Origin of the sequence: Leisingera sp. M658 (genome assembly GCF_025144145.1) — a bacterium.
GTDB lineage: Bacteria > Pseudomonadota > Alphaproteobacteria > Rhodobacterales > Rhodobacteraceae > Leisingera.
This window is the reverse complement of record NZ_CP083546.1, coordinates 2362327-2387245: the sequence shown is the minus strand read 5'-3', so window position 1 is coordinate 2387245 and position 24919 is coordinate 2362327. Positions and strand designations below refer to the sequence as shown.

16 protein-coding genes are annotated in these 24919 nt (G+C 57.5%); 11 read left to right on the top strand and 5 right to left on the bottom strand.

Annotation, left to right across the window (positions count from 1 at the left end; genetic code table 11):
• The first annotated feature begins 95 nt into the window (after positions 1 to 95).
• From ptsP to K3724_RS11835, 11 genes are all read left to right on the top strand, one after another.
• Complete coding sequence (ptsP, locus tag K3724_RS11885; RefSeq protein ID WP_259985043.1) at positions 96 to 2336, top strand: phosphoenolpyruvate--protein phosphotransferase; 2241 nt, start codon at positions 96 to 98, stop codon at positions 2334 to 2336.
• Between the two features lie 176 nt (positions 2337 to 2512).
• Positions 2513 to 4807: a bifunctional salicylyl-CoA 5-hydroxylase/oxidoreductase gene (locus K3724_RS11880; RefSeq protein ID WP_259985041.1), complete on the top strand. Its 2295-nt coding sequence runs from the start codon at positions 2513 to 2515 to the stop codon at positions 4805 to 4807.
• Positions 4804 to 5529: an SDR family NAD(P)-dependent oxidoreductase gene (locus tag K3724_RS11875; RefSeq protein WP_259985039.1), complete on the top strand. Its 726-nt coding sequence runs from the start codon at positions 4804 to 4806 to the stop codon at positions 5527 to 5529. Before K3724_RS11880 ends, K3724_RS11875 begins: the two co-directional genes overlap by 4 nt.
• Complete coding sequence (locus K3724_RS11870) at positions 5526 to 5978, top strand: MarR family winged helix-turn-helix transcriptional regulator (RefSeq protein WP_259985037.1); 453 nt, start codon at positions 5526 to 5528, stop codon at positions 5976 to 5978. The genes K3724_RS11875 and K3724_RS11870 overlap by 4 nt, the downstream gene beginning before the upstream one ends.
• The gene (locus K3724_RS11865; protein ID WP_259985034.1) at positions 5975 to 6781 is read left to right on the top strand and encodes an enoyl-CoA hydratase family protein; all 807 of its coding nucleotides are present in this window, start codon (positions 5975 to 5977) and stop codon (positions 6779 to 6781) included. Before K3724_RS11870 ends, K3724_RS11865 begins: the two co-directional genes overlap by 4 nt.
• A gap of 91 nt (positions 6782 to 6872) precedes the next feature.
• Positions 6873 to 8033, top strand: coding sequence for an acyl-CoA dehydrogenase family protein (locus K3724_RS11860; RefSeq protein ID WP_259985032.1), 1161 nt, complete (start codon positions 6873 to 6875; stop codon positions 8031 to 8033).
• 1 nt (position 8034) lies between these two features.
• Complete coding sequence (locus K3724_RS11855; protein ID WP_259985030.1) at positions 8035 to 9648, top strand: AMP-binding protein; 1614 nt, start codon at positions 8035 to 8037, stop codon at positions 9646 to 9648.
• 512 nt (positions 9649 to 10160) lie between these two features.
• The gene (locus tag K3724_RS11850; protein ID WP_259985028.1) at positions 10161 to 11024 is read left to right on the top strand and encodes a hypothetical protein; all 864 of its coding nucleotides are present in this window, start codon (positions 10161 to 10163) and stop codon (positions 11022 to 11024) included.
• Between the two features lie 235 nt (positions 11025 to 11259).
• Positions 11260 to 11562 (top strand): helix-turn-helix domain-containing protein, encoded by a 303-nt coding sequence (locus K3724_RS11845; protein ID WP_259985026.1) that lies wholly within the window; start codon positions 11260 to 11262, stop codon positions 11560 to 11562.
• Positions 11555 to 12775, top strand: a complete 1221-nt coding sequence (locus K3724_RS11840) for a type II toxin-antitoxin system HipA family toxin (RefSeq protein WP_259985024.1) — start codon at positions 11555 to 11557, stop codon at positions 12773 to 12775. Before K3724_RS11845 ends, K3724_RS11840 begins: the two co-directional genes overlap by 8 nt.
• A 376-nt stretch (positions 12776 to 13151) precedes the next feature.
• Complete coding sequence (locus K3724_RS11835; protein ID WP_259985022.1) at positions 13152 to 13349, top strand: hypothetical protein; 198 nt, start codon at positions 13152 to 13154, stop codon at positions 13347 to 13349.
• 62 nt (positions 13350 to 13411) lie between these two features.
• Here K3724_RS11835 and K3724_RS11830 read toward each other — a convergent pair whose 3' ends face one another.
• The 5 genes from K3724_RS11830 to K3724_RS11810 form a co-directional block, all read right to left on the bottom strand.
• Positions 13412 to 15541, bottom strand: a complete 2130-nt coding sequence (locus K3724_RS11830) for a DUF262 domain-containing protein (RefSeq protein WP_259985020.1) — start codon at positions 15539 to 15541, stop codon at positions 13412 to 13414.
• A gap of 170 nt (positions 15542 to 15711) precedes the next feature.
• Complete coding sequence (locus tag K3724_RS11825; RefSeq protein ID WP_259985018.1) at positions 15712 to 18786, bottom strand: type III restriction-modification system endonuclease; 3075 nt, start codon at positions 18784 to 18786, stop codon at positions 15712 to 15714.
• 4 nt (positions 18787 to 18790) lie between these two features.
• Entirely contained in the window at positions 18791 to 20815 is a 2025-nt protein-coding gene (locus tag K3724_RS11820) for a site-specific DNA-methyltransferase (RefSeq protein WP_259985016.1), read from the bottom strand.
• Positions 20812 to 21498 carry a DUF4391 domain-containing protein gene (locus tag K3724_RS11815; protein ID WP_259985014.1) on the bottom strand — a complete coding sequence of 229 codons (687 nt, stop codon included), beginning with the start codon at positions 21496 to 21498 and terminating at the stop codon, positions 20812 to 20814. Before K3724_RS11815 ends, K3724_RS11820 begins: the two co-directional genes overlap by 4 nt.
• Positions 21495 to 24767, bottom strand: coding sequence for a helicase-related protein (locus K3724_RS11810; protein ID WP_259985012.1), 3273 nt, complete (start codon positions 24765 to 24767; stop codon positions 21495 to 21497). The genes K3724_RS11815 and K3724_RS11810 overlap by 4 nt, the downstream gene beginning before the upstream one ends.
• Positions 24768 to 24919 lie beyond the last annotated feature (152 nt).

Below are 24919 nucleotides of genomic sequence, written 5' to 3'. Positions count from 1 at the left end.
GAGAGAACGCTGGGATACTGCTTTGAGTGGTATTTGTGCTGGTGAACCAATCAGAGCGGCAGCGTGCGGGGAAGTGACCTCGGGAGAGGGTGGCAATGGCTGATACAACGGAATCCGAAAGCAGGAAGCTTCTGGTTCGCCTGCGCGAGGCGATGGCGGGTGACGATGCCGGTCAGGCGCGGCTCGACAAGATCACTCATCTGATCGCCGACAGCATGGGGACCGAGGTGTGTTCGGTCTATCTGTTCCGCGATGACGAGACGCTGGAGCTGTGTGCAACCGAAGGCTTGAACACCGAATCTGTGCACCAGACCCGGATGCGCATCGGCGAGGGCCTGGTGGGCCGGGTGGCAAGATACGGCAAGGTGGTGAACACGCCGGATGCGCCCAATGCCAAGGGATTCCGCTATATGCCGGAAACCGGGGAGGAGCGGTTTTCCTCCTTCCTCGGGGTGCCGGTGCAGCGGTTGGGCGAGATGCTTGGCGTCTTGGTGGTCCAGTCCAAGGAGGGGCGCGAGTTTTCAGCCGATGCGGTCTATGCGCTGGAAGTGGTGGCGATGGTCATCGCGGAGATGACCGAGCTGGGCGCCTTTGTCGGCGAAGGCGCGGCCCTGTCGCCACTGCACAAGCAGCCGGTTCTGATCCACGGTACCTCGGCCCAGGAAGGCGCGGCAGAGGGCAATGTGTGGCTGCATGAGCCGCGGGTGATTGTGACCAATCCGATTGCCGATGATCCCCAGCGGGAGCTGGAGCGGATGAACAGCGCGGTCGAGGAACTGCGGGTCGGCGTTGACAAGATGCTGGAAGTCTCCCGCAATGGCGACAAAGACCAGCTGCAGGTTCTTGAAGCCTACCGTATGTTTGCCAATTCCAAAGGCTGGATGCGGCGGATGGAAGAGGATATCGCCCGTGGCCTGAGCGCCGAAGCCGCGGTGGAAAAGGAGCAATCCCAGGCCCGCGCCCGGATGGGCCAGGTGCAGGACGCCTACTTGCGCGAACGGCTGAGCGACCTGGATGATCTCTCAAACCGTCTGCTGCGGATTCTGACCGGGCAGGGGGCAGACACCGGTGCCGAGCTGCCGGACAACCCCATCCTGATCGCCCGCAACATAGGTCCGGGGGATCTGCTGGAGTATGGCCGCGGCCTGCGGGGCATCGTGCTGGAGGAAGGCTCGGTCGGATCCCACGCCGCTATTGTCGCGCGCGCGCTGGCCATTCCGCTGGTGGTGAATGCCAAGCGGATCACCACCGAGGCGCTGAACGGCGACCACATCATGGTGGATGGCGATCAGGGCGTGGTGCATCTGCGGCCCGATGACACGGTTGTCGGGGCCTTTCGCGACAAGATCGCGATGCATACCAAGGCGCAGGAACGCTATGCGTCGATCCGCAGCAAGGCGGCGGTCACCACCGACGGCCAGCGCATCAATATGGTGATGAATGCCGGGCTGATGGCGGACCTGCCGTCATTGGATAGTTCTGGTGCTGAAGGTGTGGGGCTGTTTCGCACGGAATTGCAATTCCTCGTGCGCAATCAGATGCCAAAGCGTTCGGAGCTGGTTGCTTTGTACAAGCGGGTGCTGGATGCGGCCCATGGCAAACCGGTGATTTTCCGCACTTTGGACATCGGTTCCGACAAGGTTCTGCCCTATATGAAACCGACGGATGAGCCGAACCCTGCGCTGGGCTGGCGGGCGATCCGGGTGGGGCTGGACAAGCCCGGCATCATGCGGATGCAGTTGCAGGCGCTGCTGCGCTCGGCCGAAGGGCGGCCGCTGTCGATCATGTTTCCCTTTGTCGCCCAGTTCGAGGAATACCGCGCAGCCAAGGCCGAGGTGGACAAGACCATCGAACGCGAGCGCATCCTGGGCCACGTGCTGCCGGCTGAGCTGGAGATCGGCGCGATGCTGGAAACACCCTCGCTGGCCTATGCGCCGCAGAAGTTCTTTGACGAGGTGGCCTTTATCTCGATCGGCGGCAATGACCTGAAGCAGTTCTTCTTTGCCGCCGACCGCGAGAATGAGCGGGTGCGTAAACGCTATGATACGCTGAATGTGAGCTTCCTGAGCTTCATCGAGCGCATCGTGGAACGCTGCGCGATCTCTGGCACGCCGCTCAGCTTTTGCGGCGAGGACGCGGGCCGCCCGGTTGAGGCCGTGTGCTTGGCCGCCATGGGCATCCGCACGCTGTCGATGCGCCCGGCCTCTATCGGACCGGTCAAGTCACTGCTGCTGCGGGTCGATCTGGGCGAGCTGCGCAAGATCATCGCGGATGCGCGCCACCGCGGCGACCAGGCGGTGCGCCCGGCAGTGATGAAATACCTGCGGGAACTTTGACGGGCGCCGCGCCTGGGGCTGGCTGATGATTTCATGGGAAAGTTGAGCTGACCCGGCAGGGGCTGCGCCAAAGCTTTGCACCCATTTACTTCAAGCTTAAAACTTTATGCTTGAAGTTTTCCCGGACCTGCCTATCCTGATCTGCAAGGATGTGCGCTGAGCGGGAAAGGATGATCATGAAAGTCGCCTGTTTGGGAGGAGGGCCTGCGGGCCTCTACTTTGCGATCTCGATGAAGCTGCGCCAGCCCGAGGCACAGGTCACGGTGATTGAGCGTAACAAGCCTGATGATACCTTTGGCTGGGGCGTGGTGCTGTCGGATGACGCGCTGGAGAATCTCAGCGCCAATGACCCGCAGAGCGCCGAAGCGATCCGTGAACACTTTGCCTATTGGGACGATATCGCGGTGGTGCATAACGGCAACCGCACGGTGTCAGGCGGGCATGGGTTTGCCGGAATAGGCCGCAGGCAGATGCTGCTGCTGCTGCAGGACCGGGCGCGCGAACTGGGCGTTGACCTGCAATTTGAAACCCTTGCCAAATCCGCTGCGGAATATCAAGCAGACTATGATCTTGTGGTCGGCTGCGACGGGCTGAACTCCAGCGTTCGCAATGAGTTCGCGGAGCATTTTAAACCGGAAATCGACGTGCGGCCCTGCAAGTTCATCTGGCTGGGCACCCATCAGAAATTCGACGATGCCTTCACCTTTGTTTTTGAGAAGACCAAACACGGCTGGATGTGGATCCACGCCTACCAGTTTGACGCGGACACGGCGACGGTGATTGTCGAATGTTCAGCTGAGACCTGGGAGGCCTGGGGTTTTGAGGGCATGAGCAAGGAGGAGACCGTCCGCACCTGCGAGGAGATCTTTGCGGATCATCTGGGCGGGCAGCGGCTGATGTCGAACGCGGCGCATTTGCGCGGGGCGGCGGTGTGGATCAACTTCCCGCGGGTGCTGTGCGAAAAGTGGCACCACGAGAATGTGGTTCTGCTGGGGGATGCCTCAGCCACCGCGCATTTCTCCATCGGGTCGGGATCGCGGCTGGCCTTTGACAGCGCGATTGCACTGGCTGAGCTGGTGAGCACCGAACCGACGCTGGAACGCGCCTTTGAGCGGTACCAGGAGGAGCGGCGGCTGGATGTGCTGCGGCTGCAATCAGCTGCACGCAACTCCTTGGAGTGGTTTGAAGAGGTCGAGCGCTATCTGGACATGGATCCGGTGCAGTTCAACTATTCCCTGCTGACCCGTTCGCAGCGGATTTCCCACGAGAACCTGCGGCTGCGCGATGCGGACTGGCTGCAAAGCGCCGAGAAGTGGTTCCAGGACAAGGCCGGCGCGCCGGGTGATGCGCCGGTGCGGCCACCGATGTTTGCCCCCTACCGCTTGCGCGGGATGGAACTGCAGAACCGCATCGTGGTTTCCCCCATGGCGCAGTACAAGGCAGTGGAGGGCTGCCCGGCGGACTGGCACCTGATCCATTACGGCGAGCGCGCCAAGGGCGGCGCCGGGCTGGTCTATACCGAAATGACCTGTGTATCGGCTGAGGGCCGGATTTCGCTGGGCTGCCCGGGGCTGTATGCGCCGGAGCATGAGGCGGCGTGGAGACGGCTGACGGATTTTGTGCATGCTGAGACCGGCGCGAAGATCTGCTGTCAGATCGGCCATTCTGGGCGCAAGGGCTCCACCCAGCTAGGGTGGGAGGAAATGGACGCGCCGCTGCCGGAAGGAAACTGGGAAACGGTTTCGGCCTCGCCCATTCCGTGGTCGGAAAACAACCCGGCACCGCGGGAGATCACGCGGGCGGAAATGGATCAAATCCGGGAGGAATTCGTTGCATCGGCGCAGATGGCAGAGCGCGCAGGGTTTGACATGATCGAACTTCATGCGGCGCATGGATACCTTATTTCCTCGTTCATATCGCCAAAATCGAACATTCGGACGGATGAGTACGGCGGAAGCCTGGCAAACCGGCTGCGCTACCCGCTGGAGGTGTTCCAGGCGATGCGCGCGGTTTGGCCTGAGGCGAAGCCGATGTCTGTCAGGATCTCCGCAAATGACTGGGTGGGCGGCGATGGCGTCACTCCGGAAGAAGCGGTGGAGATCGCCAAGGCGTTCACCGCGGCGGGTGCGGATATCATTGATGTCTCCGCCGGGCAGACCTCGACCGATGCGCAGCCGGTCTATGGCCGCATGTTCCAGACGCCGTTTTCCGACCGCATCCGCAACGAAGCCGGGATTGCCACCATGGCGGTCGGCAATATCTATGAGGCGGACCATGCCAATTCGATCCTGATGGCGGGGCGGGCCGATCTGGTCTGTGTAGGCCGGCCGCATCTGGCCGATCCCTATTGGACCCTGCACGAGGCGGCGCGGATCGGCGACCGGCACGGGGACTGGCCGCTGCCGTATCAGGCGGGCCGGGATCAGGCCTGGCGGCTGGCCGACCGTGACGCGGAGGTGATCCGGGCATGACACGCAGGGTACTGGTAACAGGCGGCGGCACTGGCATCGGCAAGGCAATCGCGCAGGCCTTTGCAGCCCAGAATTGTCAGGTGACAATTTCGGGGCGGCGGCGCGACGCGCTGGAGCAGGCAGCGACGGATACGGATCTGGAAATCAGACCTGCTGACGTCACGGATGAGGCCCAGGTCGAAACGCTGTTTGACACAGCTTACGACGTGGTTGTGGCAAATGCGGGCACCGGGATCGCCGCGCGGATCGAGGATGTTGAGCTGGAAGACTGGCAGCACACCCTGACGGTGAACATGACCGGCACCTTCCTGACCTTCCGGGCGGCGCTGCGGGCTGGCATGAAACCGGGCGGGCGGCTGATTGCCATTGCCTCGACCGCGTCCTTGCAGGGCGGGGCGCATATCCCGGCCTATGCGGCCTCGAAACACGGGGTGCTGGGACTGGTGCGCTCGGTTGCGCAGAGCGTGGCCAAGCGCGGCATCACTTGCAATGCGATCTGCCCGGGGTTTGTTGATACCGAAATGGCGGAGAGCGCAATCACAGGGCTGATGGCCCGGCATGACATTCCGCGGGAGAAGGCGCTTAAGATGGTGGTTGGCGGCAACCCGATGCAGCGGCTGATCGCGCCTGCGGAAGTGGCGGCAACGGCAGTGTTCCTGGCGTCAGATGACGCTTCGTCAATCAACGGGCACGCGATGAGCGTTTCGGGAGGCGAGATTTGAGCACAACGTCAAAAGACCGGCTGCGGCTGTGGCTGAAGGTGCTGAAGGCCACCAAGGCGGTGGAGAGCGAGGTGCGCGAAAACCTGCGGCGGGACTTCGCAACCACGCTGCCGCGGTTTGATGTGATGGCGGCGCTGATGCAGCATGAAAAAGGGCTGAAAATGAGTGAGTTGTCAGGTGTTCTGAAAGTGTCGAACGGCAACGTGACCGGCATTGTTGAACGTCTGGTCGAGGACGGCCATGTGCAGCGCGAGAAGGTCGAGGGCGACCGGCGCGCCAATCTTGTGCGGCTGACGGCGGCGGGCCAGACTGAGTTCTCACGCCAGGCAGAGGCGCATGAGGGTTGGATCAATGCGGCCTTTGACGGGCTGGCAACGGATGAGGCGCAAGCAATTGCCGAAAGCCTGGACGCGGTGGCACGGCGGCTGGACGAGGGAGGCAAGGCATGAAGGTGAACACGGACCCGCAGCACTTTCTGTGCCGGATCGAGGATGGCGTCGCCACGGTCTCGCTGGACCGGCCCGAGCGGAAGAACCCGCTGACATTCGACAGCTACGCCGAGCTGCGTAACTGGTTCCGGGATCTGCACTATGACGACAGCGTCAAGACGGTGGTTTTTGCCTCCAACGGCGGCAATTTCTGCTCGGGCGGCGATGTGCATGACATTATCGGGCCGCTGACGAAGATGAGCATGAAGGAACTGTTGGCCTTCACCCGGATGACCGGCGATCTGGTCAAAGCAATTGTGACCTGCGGCAAGCCGGTGATTGCGGCGATTGACGGGATTTGCGTTGGCGCGGGGGCAATTATCGCCATGGCCTCGGACATCCGGATTGCCACGCCGGAGGCCAAAACTGCATTTCTGTTCACCCGTGTCGGGCTTGCAGGCTGCGATATGGGCGCCTGTGCGATCCTGCCGCGGATTATAGGCCAGGGGCGGGCGGCGGAGCTGCTGTACACCGGGCGGTCGATGAATGCCGAAGAGGGGCACGCCTGGGGATTTCACAACAAGCTGGTGGCGCCGGACGCTCTGGAGGCGGAGGCACAAGCCTGGGCGGCGCGGATCGCAGCAGGTCCAAACTTTGGCCACATGATGACCAAGACCATGCTGGCACAGGAATGGTCGATGTCGATCGAACAGGCGATTGAGGCTGAAGCGCAGGCGCAGGCGATCTGCATGCAGACGGCGGATTTTGAGCGTGCGTTCCATGCTTTTGTGAATAGGGAAAAACCGGTGTTCGAGGGCGACTGAGCCGCTTGAGCCGAAGGCCTCGTGCAGGAGGAGGGTACGGGAGCCTCCGGCGGGAGTATTTGGACAAAGGTGAAACAGGGAGAGCCGCGCCATGGCGGACAAGTCGTTTTTGAATTGGCCGTTCTTTGAGGACCGGCACCGGGCGCTGGCGGAGGAGCTGGAGGCCTGGGCCGGAGCGCATCTGACGGGTATTGATCATTCGGACACGGATGCGGCCTGCCGGGCGCTGGTCGCAGCTTTGGGTGCGGGTGGCTGGACGCAGCATTCCGGTGCGATGGCCGGCGGGAAATTGGACGTGCGCAGCCTGTGCCTGATCCGCGAGACGCTGGCGCGCCATGACGGGCTGGCGGATTTCGCCTTTGCCATGCAGGGGCTGGGGACCGGCGCCATTTCGCTGTTCGGGACAGAAGCGCAGCAGCAGGAGTGGCTGCCGCTGACCCGGGCGGGCAAGGCGATATCGGCCTTTGCGCTGACTGAGCCGCAGTCGGGGTCGGATGTGGCCAATTCCACCATGACGGCGACGCTGGATGGCAATCATTACGTTTTGAACGGTGAAAAGACCTGGATCTCCAACGGCGGGATTGCCGATGTCTACACGCTGTTTGCCCGCACCGGCGAGGCGCCGGGGGCGAAGGGGCTGAGTGCCTTTGTCGTGCCGGCGGGCCTGTCTGGGTTCGAGGTGGCGGAGCGGCTGGAAACCATCGCGCCGCATCCGCTGGCAACCTTGCGGTTCACCGGCTGCCGGATTCCGAAAACGGCATTGCTAGGCCAGCCGGGTGCCGGCTTTAAGATTGCGATGTCGGTGCTGGACGTGTTCCGTTCCACCGTAGCGGCGGCGGCGCTGGGGTTTGCCCGCCGGGCGCTGGACGAAGCGCTGGCGCGGGTGGCACAGCGCCAGGTGCAGGGCGCGCCGCTGTTTGATCTGCAAATGGTGCAGGGGCACATTGCCGATATGGCTCTGGATGTGGATGCCGCTGCGCTGCTGGTTTACCGTGCCGCCTGGGCCAAGGATTCCGGCGCCGCGCGGGTCACGCGGGAGGCGGCGATGGCCAAGCTGTTTTCCACCGATCAGGCGCAATCTGTGATCGACAAGGCAGTGCAGCTGCATGGAGGAGACGGCGTGCGCCGGGGTCAGAAGGTGGAGGAGCTGTACCGCGATATCCGGGCGTTGCGGATCTACGAGGGGGCCTCGGACGTGCAGCGGGTGGTGATCGCCCGCCAGGCGATGGGTGCCTTTCAGGGAGGGGAGTGATATGTTGGGACCAACCGCGCATGTAGACAGTTTTGCCCGGGACAACCTGCCGCCTGCGGAGCAATGGCCTGAGTTTCTGCTGGAGGGGTTTGACTATCCGGAACACCTGAATGCCGCGGTCGAGCTGACCGATGCGATGGTCGAAAAGGGGTTCGGCGACCGCACTGCGCTGATCGGCAATGGCCGCTACCGGACCTACAAGGAGCTGGCGGACTGGACCAACCGGCTGGCGCATGTGCTGAGCGAGGATCTGGGGGTGAAACCCGGCAACCGGGTGCTGATCCGCTCGGCCAACAACCCGGCGATGGTGGCCTGCTGGCTGGCGGCGACAAAGGCGGGCGCGGTGGTGGTCAATACCATGCCGATGCTGCGCAAGGGGGAGCTGGCCAAGATCGTCGACAAGGCCGAAGTGTCCCATGCGCTGTGCGACACAAGGCTGAAGGACGAGTTGGTCGCCTGCGCCAAGGATTCAGAATTCCTGAAAACGGTTGTCGGCTTTGACGGCACGTCCAATCACGATGCTGAACTGGACCGGCTGGCACTGGAAAAACCCGTGACCTATGAGGCGGTGCAAACGGGGCGTGATGACGTGGCCCTGCTGGGCTTCACCTCGGGCACCACCGGCGCCCCCAAGGCAACCATGCATTTCCACCGTGATCTGCTGATCATCGCTGACGGCTATGCTCGCGAAGTGTTGGATGTGCAGCCGGAGGATGTGTTCGTCGGCTCGCCGCCGCTGGCTTTCACATTCGGCCTGGGCGGGCTGGCGATCTTCCCTTTGCGCTTTGGTGCTGCGGCGACGCTCTTGGAAAATGCCTCGCCGCCGAACCTCATTGAGATCATTGAGAAATACAAGGCGACGGTTTGCTTCACCGCGCCGACTGCTTACCGCGTGATGCTGCGGGCGATGGAGGAGGGGGCGGATCTGTCGTCGCTGCGGGCGGCAGTGTCGGCCGGGGAGACCCTGCCCGCGCCGGTTTATGACGAGTGGATGCAGAAAACCGGCAAGCCGATGCTGGACGGGATCGGGGCGACAGAGATGCTGCATATCTTCATCACCAACCGGTTCAGCGATCACCGGCCCGCTTGCACCGGCAAGCCTGTGGGCGGCTATCAGGTGAGGGTGCTGGATAAGAACGGCAACGAGGCCCCGCGCGGCGAGATCGGGCGGCTGGCAGTCAGGGGACCCACAGGGTGCCGTTACCTGGCCGATGACCGGCAGGCTGTGTACGTGCAAGACGGCTGGAACATCACCGGCGACAGCTTTGTCCGGGATGACGCCGGGTATCTGCACTTTGCCGCCCGCAACGATGACATGATCGTCTCCTCCGGGTACAACATTGCAGGACCTGAGGTAGAGGCGGCCCTGCTTGCGCATGAAGCGGTGGTGGAATGCGCGGTGATCGGGGTCCCGGATGAGGAGCGGGGCGAGATTGTGCAGGCGCATGTGGTGCTGGCCGATAAGCTGGCGCCGTCGGATGAAATGGTCAAGCTGCTGCAGGATTACGTCAAGGCGGAAATCGCGCCTTACAAGTATCCGCGTTCATTGGTGTTTACCTCGGCACTGCCAAAGACCGACACCGGAAAAATCCAGCGGTTCAGGCTGAAAGCCTAGCTGCCAGGGATTTCCCAGTGCTTATCCTGCCGGCGGCTGCCATGCAGCCGTCAGGCGTCGAGATGCTGAAAAAGTACGGTGGGCCGATCCGGCAAAGGGAGCTCGCGAAGCGCGCTCAAGAGGCAAGAAATCAGATGGAACGAAGCAAGGCCGAAACGTGAAAGTTTCAACGGTTGTTTCAAAATGGCAGTGAAGGAGGTGTGGGATGACGCAAGTCATTGATTTTATTGGAGGCGAGTACCGGAATCGAACCGGTGTACACGGATTTGCAATCCGGGAGTTTTCATTGTTTTTAAATGGAAAAATTGTAAACGGACTTGTTTCGTTCAGGGTCGCTTTTCAATAGGTTGCGAGGCCCAAGTAAACGGTTTTTCACAGGCTCCCGCTCTGGCGAAAAGGCAAAGAAAAACCGCTGAGGGGGCGGCCACCCACCTCAACGGCATAGAAGAATATTTCCGTCCCAATGCCTACGGCATTTCCGGTCTGACCTCAACCCAATTGGCGGTGAGATCATGAGCTGGCGCATCGCAAATGAATGCGCCGAGCGCCGTTTTGGCAGCGCCGCGCGCAAGCAGATCATCATGTTCCTGGCCGACAAGGCGAGCGATGACGGCTCGGGCATCTGGTGCTCAAAGGGAACGATCCAGCGCCACACAGAGCTTAGCGAAAGCACGGTGAAGCGCACCATCATCGACTTCCTGCGCGAAGGCATTCTTATCGAGACAGGGCGACGGCAATGCAAGAACGGCTACACCGTCATTTACCGCATCGTTCTGGAGCGCGTAGCCGCGTTGGAACCCACGGCCGAGCCCGACATCGAGACGGGGGTCACTGTGAACCCCGTCCAGCCTGACCCCGGTACGGGGTCCACGGTGAACGGGGTACGGGGTTCACGGTGGACCCCAAACCATCCTAAAACCATCCATAAACCACCTACGCGCAAGCGCGAGGCGGCGGCGGAGGTTGAAGATCTTGAAGCTGAGAAGATCTTAGCGGCCTATCCCGAAGACAGGATCCGAGACCGGCGAACGAGTCTGCGCCTGATCGCTGCGGCCCTGGAGGCCGGTGTGAAGCCCGATGATCTGAAGCAGGCTGTCAAAGCCTACGCGAAGGAAAGCGAGGGCTACACGCGCAGCAAGGTCTGTTTCTCGGACAACTGGTTCAAGATGCGACGCTGGGAGAAGGGGCTTGCCCAGATAAAGGCGGACCGCGAGAAAGCACGAGAGGCCGAAGCCAAAGGACGCGCTAGCCTCGCCGAGTGGATCCACGAGCGCCACCCCCTGTGCCGCCATATCACGAACCGCCAGATCGAGTACTTGATCGCGTCAAAGCTGGTGACACCCGAACAGGTTCGTGCTGCGGGGCTGCGGGCATGACTTTCGAGGGAAGGGAACGCAATCGTTTCGTTCGAGCAGACGCGTTGGATGAGTGCGGTTAGGTAACCAGGGCATGTTTCGTAATGGTAACCTTAATGCTCTCAATGTTATGATGAGATAACATAAGTCGTGGTGCGAGCAGGGGCGTTGGATCGTCAGGTTAAGCGGTGAAAATTGACATTAATGTTTTCTCAGTGTAACGTATATCGGCTTAGTGTCGCCTGGAGATATCATTATGGCTGTTTCGATCAAAATACCCAGAGCGGCACGTAAAGAGCTCGTGACACTTGGGGAAAACATTCGTGTTGCGCGACTGCGCCGCAAATTGACCGCTGAGATTGTCGCGCAGCGCGCTGGCACAACGCGGCAGACCATTGCCAAGATCGAAAGCGGAAACCCAGCCGTTAAGATCGGCACTTACGTGGCAGTACTGCAGGCGCTCGGTCTCTTGAAAGGTTGGGGGAATATCGATGACCCGGTTGGAGAGCAAATGGCCCTGGACGACCTTCCGCAGCGTGCGAGACTGAAAAATGGTTGAGGTCTGGATCGACTGGAAAGGGTTGAAACAGGTCGGCATGCTCCACCGCACAGCGGGGCGCGGCCGAGAGCGGGTGTCCTTTACCTATCATGACGACTGGCTTGCCGATAAAAATGCCTTCGGGCTTTCGCCGGACATGCCTCTCGTTGCAGGGCAATTCGTGCCTGAGGCTGGGCAGGACATGCTTGCACCGCTTGGGGATTCTGCCCCTGATACTTGGGGCAGAACAGTCATGCGGCGCTTTGAGGGGCGCCTGGCAGAGGCCGAGGGGCGACGTCCGAGGACGCTGCAAGAAACCGACTACCTGCTTGGCGTAAATGACGAGACCCGTTTGAGTGCCCTGCGCTTCAAGGTTGATGGCGACTTTCAAGCGCGCGAAGGCATCGGCGTGCCTGCGCTCGTGAGCCTCGGGGATTTGCTTCATGCGTCTCAGCGCGTTTTGCGCGGGGAGGAGACCGCTGAGGACCTCAAAATGCTGTTTGCTCCGGGAAGTTCCCTCGGGGGTGCTCGCCCGAAGGCCAGCATACTCGACCAACACGGCCGTCTTTCTGTCGCCAAGTTCCCGAAAGAGACGGACACTTATTGCGTGGAACGCTGGGAAGCCATTGCACTGGAGCTCGCAAGGCGCGCCGGAATCACGGTCTCGGATCACACGCTTGAAATGGCTGGCGATAAGCCGGTTTTCTTGTCCCATCGGTTTGACCGGAACGACGACGGCAGGATCCCATTCATCTCCGCCATGGCGATGCTGGGCGGCAAGGATGGCGAAAACTACAGCTATTTGGACTTGGCCGATATTATCACCTCAGAAAGCGTGACGCCTGACCAAGACCGCGAAGAGCTATACCGGCGGGTCGCCTTCTCCATTCTCGTGACGAACCTTGATGACCATATGCGCAATCACGGATTTCTGCGTGGGCGTGGCGGATGGCACCTCTCACCGGCCTACGACATCAACCCTGTGCCGAACCAACCACGCGTGCTCAAGAGCTACGTTGATGACGACAACCCGGATGCCAGTATCGCCCTGCACCGCGCGCAACATGAATCCTATCTTCTGGAGCGCGCCGAGGCCGATCGCATCATCGCAGAGGTGGCCGAAGCGACCATTTCTTGGCGTGACGTCGCCCGTGCACTGGGGGCTCCGGAGAGGGAAATCAAAGAGATGACGACAGCCTTCGAGCACGAGGAAGCGGATCTGGCGCGAGCGTAAACTGGGGCAGCTGTCGCCTCTCGAGGACAAAGCAACACACCAGTGTGAAATTTACGCTGAAGCGCAAATCTAGAAAAATTACGCTGCAGCGTAAGATGTCGAGAATAATGGCCGCTGCGATCTTTGAAGTTCCTGCGCCCTTTTGGAGCAGGTTGACGAGACCAGTTAAATTCTGAGTGCCAAACCCAGATCCTCAGTGCCGTGTTTCCGACTGCTGAACATAAGCGGGCAGCCGTAGCAGACGCGGGGCAAGCCCCGCTTCAACAAGAAAATTCCCCTGCGCCAGCGCATTCCTCGCGAGGCAAGTTTCTCGCTGACAGCCCCTGGTGCCAGCTTTGGTCATGTTCATCGAAACACTCAAAGTGAGGATCAAAAAATGGCTACTCAAACTCTGAAACTGAACGTCAAATCCGGCGAAAAAGACGGCAAGAACTTCTGGGACCGCTGCGGCGTCCTCTTCGTCAACACCGACGATAGCGGCAACATCACGTCGATCAACGTGAAACACAGCATGTTCCCCGATGTCGAGATGGTTGCCTTCCCGCGCCGTGATGACGCTCAGGTCACCGAATGACCTGAGCGCCTGGGCGGGTTGCCCGCCCTGGCTCCCCGTTGCTCTAGGCTCACGATCTTTTCTCAGAAGCGTCCCTTGTTCCATTCATGCTCTTCCGCACGAGAAAGGGGCTGCGATGATCCTTCTTTGCGAACGAAGAACTCCTCCTTACCTTCTGAAATCACGTAAACGGGTTTGTTCGCCCTTGTGACTTCAACATGACAAATCTGCTTGTCATCATAGGTTGGCCAGTTGAGCTTCCAGAGCTTCATAACGTCCTTGCCGAGGTACTTGTCGAAGATATTAGCAATGTGGAGTTGAAAGCCGTCCCGATCTTTCTTTGAAAGTGTGCCGCAGTCGAGTTCGAGGCCAATGGCATTCCCATGGTCATCTACACCTATTAAGAGGCTTCCACCGTCAGAATTCATGAATGCCGCAACTGTCTTGGCGACCACGTGCTCGAGCTTCTTGTTCACTTCGCCAGTACGCATGTCGTATCGCAGGGTGGACTTGAACTCTACCAGCTGGCCCTCGCCCTCGAGGATCATCTCATGGATGGGATCGATCTGCGCAGGTGCTTCGGATGGTTCTATGCGCTTCAAGATCTCGGCATAGAGAACTTCTGAGCGATGCTTCAGGAATGCAGTAAAATCGTCTTGCACAACTGAGGCATCATCCAACTCGATGAGATGGCTGCTCAGCGCATGCTTTAATTCTGAGTTCTCATCTGCAAAATCTGCTAGATATACCGAGGGGGCCTTTGCGCCGATCCGCTTCTTGTTCAGTTCGGCGCTGACCAAAGTGATGTTCACAATCGAGTTGGCATAGGGGGTCTCTGCATCGCTGCCATGCTTGCGGACAAATGCTCTCGGAAAGAAATGGTGGTAGTTCTTACTGCTAGCGATTTTGAGATAGGAGTTATCCAGAAGCACCTTTCCGTTTGTGTCGAAATCTTTCGGTTCATGATATGCGAGAATGCACAGGATCGACTTGCAGATCGCGTTCCCGGTCGAGAAGTCCGTTTCACGGAGATCTTGAGCTGAATTGATGTAAAGTTTGAACTCCGGGTAAGCTGGCCGCTGGCCTGCTATGATTAGATCAACTTTCTTGATATCAGCCGCCAGCTTGGATTCAGTTGCTGACGAATAACGCAGCGACAAGGATGAACGCCAGAAGAGCTCTTCCAGATATTTCCGTTGCTGCCCGCTGGGTGATTTGCCCGTTTTCAAGAAGAAGTAGGCAAAAGGCACGATGAGAGTGTCATAGGGTAAAATTTGGGAAACAGGTATCCGCAAAACTGTCCGGAAGTGGTCGATGGTCTTCTCGATCGCAGAGATGACATCATCCCACCTTGCGATGATGTCGGCCTTGTCCAGGCCCAGGATCGTCTTTCGCTTACACTCCTTCGACTCGCTTATGACAAGGCTCAGGATTTGCAGAAGAACAGAGGGAGAAATGTTCTCGTATTTGCTGTCATTAAGTTTTTTCTGGAACTTCTCCCAACGGGCCTGCATGTCGAAATCAGCGGCTTCATCGTAGGTCTTGGCCGACATAATTTCGAAAAGCGTGAGAACCTTTCCCCCTGTATTTATTCGAGTAAACACCTCAATGGCGGACTCGATATCGTTCTGCCGAAGGGTGACCGTTGAGAAGGCATAGGTCTTAAAGGCGCTGGAATATGCACTGATCTGATTGATTTGTGTTTTCTCAAAACCACGCTGTTCCAGTTCATTGCCCATCTGGTAGTCAAAGTTCAGAACGTCATGCAGGGGTATGAAAACCTCCGCTTCGTCTTTCACGGTGACTATGTCCTTCTCCTTCTCCTCGAGGTTCTCTTCCAGGTTCACGACAATGTCTTTGTAGTCGGTCACCTTTTTCTCGGTGGGTTTTCTGATCTGCGCACCAAGATAGGCCGCGAAGAGGGAGGTAATGCGTTGCTGCCCATCAAGGACGTACTGAACATTGCGCCCAACGGGCGTCTCAGGCAGGGCAAAGCCACCAATGTTTTTGATATCGTTGATGCGTTGATCCGTTTCCCAAAGGATGAAGGTCCCGATGGGATAACCTTTGAGGATAGAATCCAGAAGCTTGGCGGTTGCCTTCAAGTCCCAGACGAAATCCCGTTGGAACTTGGGCACCTTGATGATGCCTTTTTTGACGTCCGAGATCAGGTCATCGTATGTCTTCGAATCTGGCTTTGGCTGGTTATTCATTCTTTCGTCCGTTTAAATTCTATGCTTGTGCAATTTCGGAAGGTTGGCCAACAACGATTGCAGATCGTTGCGCTCGCAATGGATCAGGTCAGCGAAGCGCCGCTGGGATAAGTGGGACAAACAGTTTTGGTTCAAATCAACACCGACCAAAGGTTATCTCCAAAGCATCACTAGTTGCCCCGAACTGCGGACATGAGCTCAGAAAAGTCTGATACCACATCATACTTAACCCGGTCATTTGGGACGCTGTTCGCAATTTCCTCAAAAAACTTCCTAGCGCATTTGATTTTCTCTCGCTCCAGCTCGCGGAACTTGAGAGACGGCTGGGAACCCTTTGTTTCCGCCACAAAATAGATGTGTTGCACCGATTGCTCTTTGAAAGCTATCGCCCAGTCGGGGTTGTAGTCTCCGACAGGCGTGGGGATGAGAAACCCCTGCGGAAGCTTCGAGTAGACGACGATTTCATCGCTTGTATCCAGGTCTTCGACAAATTTGCGTTCGACCCCAGAGTCGACCACCGCATAGTCATAGATGTGGTTTCGCAACTTCCCGACGGCTTGCGTCAGATCAGTGCCACTCTGGGTCGCGGGGAAAATATCGGTGTCGTATATGTCGGCAGTTGCATCATAGGTCAGATGCTCGATGACAGTCGTGGCCTTCTGCTCTTTGATTATGCGTGAGGCCTCAGAGATGAATTGTTCAGGGTTGGCCTGGAACGTCGAGAACTTCGCAGCGCTCATTCCGGTCAGGATTTTCCCGATCGTCCCACGCGTCAAATCCGCTCCTTCAGCAAGTTTGCCGATGACGTCATATGAAACGAGCGAGTGGGCAGAGCTACTTTCCTCACTGCGTATACTCGATTGTCTAAACGCAGCTCCGGTTCGAAGTTGGGCCTCAGTCAGCTCATCCGAAAGTTTGCCTTCGGTGACGACGTATTGCAGAGGCGAGACAAACAGATTGCTGTCCAAAGCATTGATGCAACGCTTGATGAGATCCTGGGAGTCAAATTCTACCTGATAGACTGCCTTCCGGTTGATGCGCTGCCAAAGCTCCTGAAACTCTTTCTTTTCGAAGTTCTTGTTTCGCGGGATCGCTTTGGGCTTGCGGCCATCGCCCATCATGTTCTCGAGCTGGCTTCCGTTAAAGACGGTATCGATCAGCTGCAGGATCTGTTCCTGTTGGTCGAGGAGCTCATCGGGCAATGAAGCCAGCGTGCCCGCCTCACGCGCTTCATGATACGCTTGCGTGATGCCATCGTTGTTATCGATGTAGTCGTTCTTGACGAGATACCGCTCGATGCGTTTGGCCATGTCCTTTGACACAGTGGTTTCACTGCCGTTGACCGTGATCGACTTGCCTTCGAAGTACTCGGCGTTCGCCTGGCGCGGGCGCTCCGACAGGTTTTCGGCGATTTCTTTCTGAAGGCCGCCAACAAAGTCTTTGTAGCTTTCGCTAGCCACCACGGTCAGGACGTTGACGTCATGCACGGTTGCTGCGTGATCCATACGGTCGCCGTTCTTGTTGACCGAAATGCGCAGACCCCGGCCAACTTCCTGGCGACGCGATATGGTGTTGTCACTGTGCTTGAGCATGCACATCACAAACACGTTGGGGTTATCCCAGCCCTCGCGCAACGCGGAGTGGGAGAAGATGAACCGCGTCGGCTCTTCGAAGGAAAGCAGGCGTTCCTTGTCCTTTAGGATCAGATCATAAGCCGAAACGTCATCCGTCAAACCAGCGAACTCACCACGCGCTTTGACCTTTGGATCAACCAGCTTGCCCTTCTTGTCGATCGAGAAATAGCCGTTGTGGGTCGCACCGACGCCGATGCTATCCAGGTGCTTGCGATAGGCCTCATCTTCGAGGGGCAATTCACCAAGGTATTCGGCTTTCAGGGCTTCGTATTCCTCTTCGAAGATGCGGGCATATTCGCCTTTTTCGTCCTCAGCGTCGTAGTCCCGATACCTTGCCACCTCGTCGATGAAGAACAGGGACAGCACCTTGATGCCCTTGGCGAACAGCTGCTTTTCGCGCTCGAGATGGGCCGCGATCGTCTCTCGGATTTGAATGCGGCGGATGTCACGTTCAGTGATGTCGCCACTGGCTTCACCAGCTTTCAGAACGACCCCGTTGGTGAAATGCACCTCGTCCACGCGTGCGTCGATGTCCGAAACAACAAAGTCCCGATACTGATCGAGCCCCTTGGACAGATCAAACAGATTGCGACCTTTCTCAACCTTCCGCAGCACCCGCTTGATGCCCGAGTTGGTTTTGACCTCCATCTCCACCCGCGCAACGGGATCGCTTTTGGAAATCTGGATGCCTTCCAGATAGAGATACGCATTCGTGCCCGTCAGACCCTTGGCCTGAATGCCGCGCACTTCGATCTTCTTAACCAGCTTCTGGCTGAATGCGTCGATCGCATCCAGACGATGCACCTTGTTATGGATCGTCTTGTGGGTCGCGGAATAGCGCAGGATGAACAGCGGGTTGAACTTGGGCAGGGCATTCTGTGTCGCCGTCCCTTCCATTTTCTGCGGCTCGTCGAGGATCAAGATGGGGCGGTTCTTGGCAATCACGTCGATGGGGCGGCGCGACTGGAAATCATCCAGCTCTTCATAGATACGACGGTTGTCAGCGCCGCTCGCGTTGAACGCCTGAACGTTGATCACCATCACGTTGATGCCCGCGTCCGAGGAAAAGCTCTCCAGCTCGTGCAACCGCTTGGAATTGTAGATAAAGAACCGCGCCTTCTTGCCGTAGCTTTCGACGAAATGCTCTGCCGTCATCTCCAGCGACTTGGCCACGCCTTCGCGGATCGCAATTGACGGGACCATGATGATGAACTTGGACCAGCCATAGCGCTTGTTCATCTCGAAGATGGACTTGATATAGCAATAGGTCTTGCCCGTGCCGGTCTCCATCTCGATGTCGAGGTTGATGGCCGCGCCCGCCTTATAGCTGGCCTTCTTGGGCTTGCCCTTGTCATCGACAAAGGTGCTCAGGCTCTCGGACAGGGGCAGGTTCTGGAGCTGTTGCACCTTGCGGATGTTTTCCAGCACTTGGCTGGCAGGCATGGCGATATCGGCATTGCGAAAGCCGTCTTCGTCGGATCGCATTTGCGCGCGGACACCGGGATCGATCCGATAGACTTGGGCCGCCGTGTTCGGCTGACCTTCGAAACAATCGACCACGGCCTCGACCGCCGCTGTCTGATAGGGTTGCGACTTGAACTTGATCTTCATGGGGTCAGATCGCCTTCACTTCGGTCTCGGGCGACATGGCTTTGAAGATCTGGCGCACGTTGATCTTGGTCTGGTCGTCGGCAAAGCCTGTGTCCTTGAACACGATCCGCATTGGGGCGTGGCCTGCCAGCTCTTTGACCAAGTCTTCGGAGATGCCATCGTCGAAACAGGCCATCAGGGCGGTGTCGTCGACGAAGAAGACGGTCTTGCCCTGAACCGTCTCGCGGCGGATGGGCAGGGTCAAGTCAACGCCCCAGTCGAGCAGGACTTGGAACAACAGGTCCTCGGCCGTGCGGTCGGGTTTGATATTGTCCACGCGCGAAAGCAGGTCTGCCTGAGAGGTCTGATCCGGCGTGTAGAACACATCGGCCATGTTTGAGCTGTCGATCTTGATCGAGCGAAAGCCTACGTCCTTGTTCCATTCGCTGTGACACTCGCCTTCGAGCAGCTTTGAGCCTGCACGACGAAGGCGCTCCCGAGATATTTCCGCGATTGTCTTGAACCCAGCTTTTGCAGCCTCAGACTTTGGGTCTGGTTCCTCGTCAAGTTGAACCAGCACAAATTTTCGGGCTTGTCCGTCCTCTGCATTTGCTTGCATGACGGCATGTCCTGTGGTGCCCGAACCTGCAAAAAAATCCATGACAATGCCACCATCGGAGTTGTTAGCCCATCTGACTAGTTGCTTAATCAATCGAACCGGTTTCTTCCCATTGGCAAAGGCCATTGAGCCTTCTTTCGCAACGTTCCCCATGTCCTGATGAAACCCTTTCCAAAGGTCACCACGGATAACCGTCCTGCCGAAGCGAGGTTTGTAGTCATCGGACATTCTAAAGTTCAGCGATAGCGGCATAAGCGCTTGAAGCGTTCCATTTTGGAGTGTCGTCAAATAGTAAGTACGATGTTCGGCCTCAAACTTTTCCCAACGACCCATGGGCGGGGTCTGCCCTCCCGCAGAAACTGGCGGGCGGTCGATACGAGCGATGCTTTCTAGATTTGAGTCGATAAACTCTTTCGCAGCTTCGGAAAGTGCCAAGAGTTGGTTTATATCGTTGATGCTGAAGGCATTCCGGCGCAACAGATCAAAACGCTTAATGTCGGCGCCTACTTTTTCGTCGGCAAGAAGCTTTTCGGATAGCGTTCCCAGAGTTCCATCATTGTTCAGCCACACTGAATAGTGCGTGTCGTAGGTGTCGATGCCATCAAAAAGAGGTGTGTGTGGTTTTTTGTCAAACTCAGCTGTTCTTCTGTAAACATGCACAAACTCGACGTTTTTTACGATTGTACCTTGTTGGGCGTTAACCGTTTTTGGGCCGGAAGTGGTCGACATCTCAACCGCAATTGTATCGATGAAGTTGTCTTCCCCAAAAACTTCATCCAGCAGTCGTTTGAGGTTGGCGGTTTCTGCATCGTCGATCGATGCAAGAATTACACCATCATCGGCAAGCAGGTTCCTGGCCAATTTCAGACGTGAGTACATCATGGACAACCAATCGGAGTGAAACCGTCCGTTTGAGAGCGTGTTTGCGACCAATCGGTTTCCGGTTTCATCGACTTGGTTGGACCTTGTAAGAAACGCGTCTGAGCCCTCTGAAAAGTTATCCGAGTAGATGAAGTCCTTCCCCGTGTTATACGGCGGGTCGATGTAGATCATCTTAACCTTACCCAGATAGGTCTCTTGCAGCAGCTTCAGCGCCTCAAGGTTGTCGCCTTCGATGAACAGGTTCTGGGTGGTGTCGAAATCCACGGACTCATTGCGCGCGGGGCGCAGGGTTTTGGCGATAGGGGCGTTGGCGGTGATCAGCGCCTCGCGCTTGCCCGGCCAGTTCAGGTGATAGCGTTCCTGCGGCCCCTCGACGATGCTGTCCGACAATTCCTGACGCAGCTGGTCAAAATCCACCGCCAGGCGCAACTTGCCATCCTCACCCGCCGCCTCGGTCACGCAGCCGGGGAAGAGCGCGCGGATCTTGGCGATATTGTCCTGCGTCAGGTCAGGGCTGTGCATTTTCAGCTTTTCGATCTCGTCACTCATTCTCGTCCCTCTGCCTTTTCCGGCTTTTTCAGATGCTCGAAGTCTGCCTGCGCCTCACGCAGCTGACCGTGCAGTGTCATTTTGATGTTGAATTGCGTCTCGCGTTTCAACTTGGATTTCAGCTGGCTGATCTCACGCTCTTTGGTTTTTAGCGCGTGCGTCCGGTCCATCCGCGCGCTCAAGGATTCCGCCGTTTGCGGCACAATCGGCATAAGCGCCGTCAGGATCTGTTCATAAAGCACGCCAAGGTTCAGCGCCACTGGCAATGGGCTGCGGGGCGTATCGATCGGCAACCAGTCCGAGCGCAGATAGTCCGAGAGCACCCATTTTGCCGCGTCCGCCTCAGACGGGCGTTTGTGGGCGGCGGCGATTTGGATCTGGCCGTCCTGTTCCAGTTCAAACAGGATCGGAAAGGGGATGGCGCGATCGATGGCCTTGAGGACATCGTCTTGCGCCGCGTCGGCTTTCAGCGTGACGCGGAAGACCTGTATTTCCGGCACGGATTTGGTGGCGGGCAGGTTGATGGTTTCCGGGGCCAGCTTGGCCCGCCATGTGATCTGGTCCACCTGCGCGACGAATTTGTCCTTGAGCGCGGTGGCGGCCTGAACCCGGTCATAGATCCGTGTCTTTGGCACGACGCGTTTCAGGAGCGTTGATTTGGGGTAGTCGTAGAGCGCGGTCATCCAGCGTCCCTCACGACGATGAAGGCGAGCAGTTCAAAATCATCGAGCCCGGCGATGGTGTGGGTTAGCGCCGTGGTGTGCCCGCCGGAAAAGAGGCTGTCGAGGTCGCGCTCTTCCTTCACCTCGATCATGGATTTGATCGCGTCACTAAGCAGCTCGGAATACTTGCCCATTTCGCGCCCGTCTTTGGTTTCCGCGTTGAAGGCGTCGCAGAGCGCCTTGATCGGTTTGTCCAGACCCTTGCAGCTGGAGCGGATCAGGTCGAGCAGGCGCTTCACCTCGGTGTGGTCCGCGATGACGTTCGCATCGTTGTCGAGATAGATCAGATAGTAAGGGTGCAGACGGTTCTGTTGGTTGACGTTCACGTCCGGGTGGATGTTGCGCAGAGCAAAGATCACGCCGGGCTGCAGGCCTTTCGCGGGGTTGGACAGGACGATGGCGTGGAGGCCTTTGGGTTGGCCCGCCAGATCGCCATGTTCCTTGGTGTAGTTCAGCAGATCCATGCGGAAGTCGTTCAGGCCTAGGTCAGTGATGGAAACGCCGGTTTTGACATCCTCCAGCTCGATCACCTCTTCCTGCAAGCGCTGCAACTGGTCCTTGCGGTAGGCGACGTCACTACTTTTCGCCGTCAGCACGTTATCTTCGCCGGTGCCAGTCAGATCGACAATATGCATCCGGTTTTCGACGCGTTCTTTTAGGTTGATGTATTCATCGAGTGAGATGTCGGGCCAGTAGTTGACCAGCTGGATAGCAGAGTTGGGCGATCCAATGCGATCCACACGGCCGAACCGCTGAACGATCCTGACCGGGTTCCAGTGGATGTCGTAGTTGATCAGGTAGTCGCAATCCTGAAGGTTTTGCCCTTCTGAAATGCAGTCAGTTCCGATCAAGATGTCCAGCTCATCTGGCACCTCTGGCATGATCAGCGCCTTCTCTTTCGCCTTGGGGGCAAAAAGGGTCAGAACCGACTGGAAGTCGTAGTGAGGCTTCAAGGTCGTCTTAGGGTTTCCTGAGCCCGTGACGATGCCTGTCTCGGACCCCATCGTGCCATTAAGGGCGGGCGCGACGTGGCGATAAAGATATTCAGCGGTGTCTGCGTAAGCGGTGAAGATCAGAACCTTGCGATTGCCTGGGTTCATGGGGGCGGCCATCTTCTGCTTGATGACGTCAATCAGGTGCTGAAGTTTGGCGTCCTCTTCGACGCCAACCTTTTCCATCTCGGTCAATAGGCCATGGATGATCTCGCGGTCGCCGCCCAAGTCAGCTTTCCACGTCGGGATATCCATATCAGCGAGGTCGATTTGGATCTTCTTGCCGATCGTGAATTCGCCGAGTCCCGACAGGTCATCATCGTCGGTATCCAAGTTGTCCACGTCATTGAAGACATCTTCGATCCTGCCATTGCCGCCACTCGCCTCGAACCGGTCGATGGCCTCCAGCATAGCGCCAATGTTTCGGTCGAGCGCACCCAATGTGAGACGGAATGCCTCTACAGAACTTTCAAGGCGCTTCAGAAGGTTCGTCGTCATCAGCGCTTGCAGGCTGCGCTCGCGATCGGCCTGGCGCAGCGTGCCTTTGGAGCCTTCTGTCTTGGTGTCGTAGAGCTCCTCATATTTCCTAAGGCGGCTCGGTTGGATGTAGTTCACCGGCGCGTAGACAGCCATTTTTAGCAGGGATAAGTCGCCATATATCTCGTCGAACCCCACGACATCCTCGCGGAACGTGATCGGGAGGTGATGGGAAATGGGCTTTTTACGCTCGGGGAATTGCCCGATGTCGGCCGTATCGTAGAATTGCTCGATATGCTTGCGAGAACGTGCGATCGTCACCGAGTCCAAGAGCTCAAAGAAATCAAGATCCAGCGCTCTGAGAATGGATTGTGCCGTGCGTTCCGCTGGAGGTAGCTCTGACCAAGTATTGAAGGCGGTTTGAGCCTTCCGGAAAATCTCTTCAACACTGGATTTGGTCTTCAGGTTTCGGCTCAACGTGTCCGAATGCCCCTCGTATGCCAATGCGAGCTGGTTGCGTAGGTCGGTGAACCTGTTGTTAACGGGGGTCGCGGAAAGCATCAGAACTTTTGTCTTCACGCCGGACCTGATGACCTTGTTCATCAGCTTCTGGTACCGAGTTTCCCGATCTTTGTAGACGTCGTTGTTTCGGAAGTTGTGGGACTCATCGATGACGACTAGATCATAATTGCCCCAATTGACCCGATCGAGCGGGATGCCCAAAGACTCGCCCGATGTTCTGGAGAGGTCGGTGTGGCAGAGGACATCATAGTTGAAGCGGTCGGCTGCAAAGAGGTTTGTCTTGAGGTTCGTGTTGTAGTTGCGCCAATTGTCAGCAAGCTTTTTGGGGCAGAGAACCAGGACAGATTTGTTCCGTAGTTCATAATATTTGACTACCGCGAGCGCGGTGAAAGTCTTTCCCAAGCCGACGCTGTCCGCAAGGATGCAGCCGTTATAGGTTTCCAGCTTGTTAATTACCCCAGTGGCAGCGTCTCGTTGATAGTTGAACAGCTTGTTCCAGACGAGGCTATCCAAGTATCCCGTTTGGTCATTGGGCAGCACATCCTCGTCGACCTCCTCAAGGAATTCCCTGAAGATGTTGTACAGGATCAGGAAGTAAATCCTTTGCGGCGAATTCTCCTGGTAAACGGCCTCAATGTGCTGAAGGACTTGATCCGTCACATCTTGAACGTTTGCGGGGTTTGCCCAGACCTGATCAAACAACGAAAGATAAGTTTTTGCCGAAAGGTCGTCCTCGAAGGCATGCGTGAAATTCGAAACAGCGTTGCCAGGCTGGTAGCCCAAATCGACGGCTGAAAACCCACTGATAGGCGAGAAAACCTTGTTTCCCTTGCGCGCTTCGATGGTCGCGAACTGCTGCATCGGGGCGTCAGTAGCGTTGGATTTAAAGGTGGCTTTCCTCCGGATCCAGTCCGCGCACTGTTTTGCAATGGCCTTTTGGGTCAATTTGTTCCGAAGATGAATTTCAAATTCTGTGCCGTACAGAGCAGTTTCTCTGAGCTGTTTCGGGATAAAGAACTCTCGTTTCTCTTTCCTCGAACGCCCGAGAGCTTCGTTCGGAATGAACGTCGGGTCTGTCAGGATGAACTCGAGCTCTTTGACGCTTTCCAATTCATTCCGCAGTGCTTCGTATGCAAAGATTGAGAAGCAACTGGCCGCCACCCGGATTTTCGCACCGGCTTCGGAACCTGCTTTCAGTTCATCTCCCAAGAGGACAGAAATGTTGTCGATGATTTTCAAAAGATTGCCCTGAATTCGAACGGTTTTTTGTAAACGTATCGCGTAACGGCCTGTGTTCACAGCCCAAATTCAACCTATGTACACGGATTGTCTCTCGGATCATCGCCAAGGCTGAATGACGATCAGAAGTGCAGCAACAGATCGTTGCGACA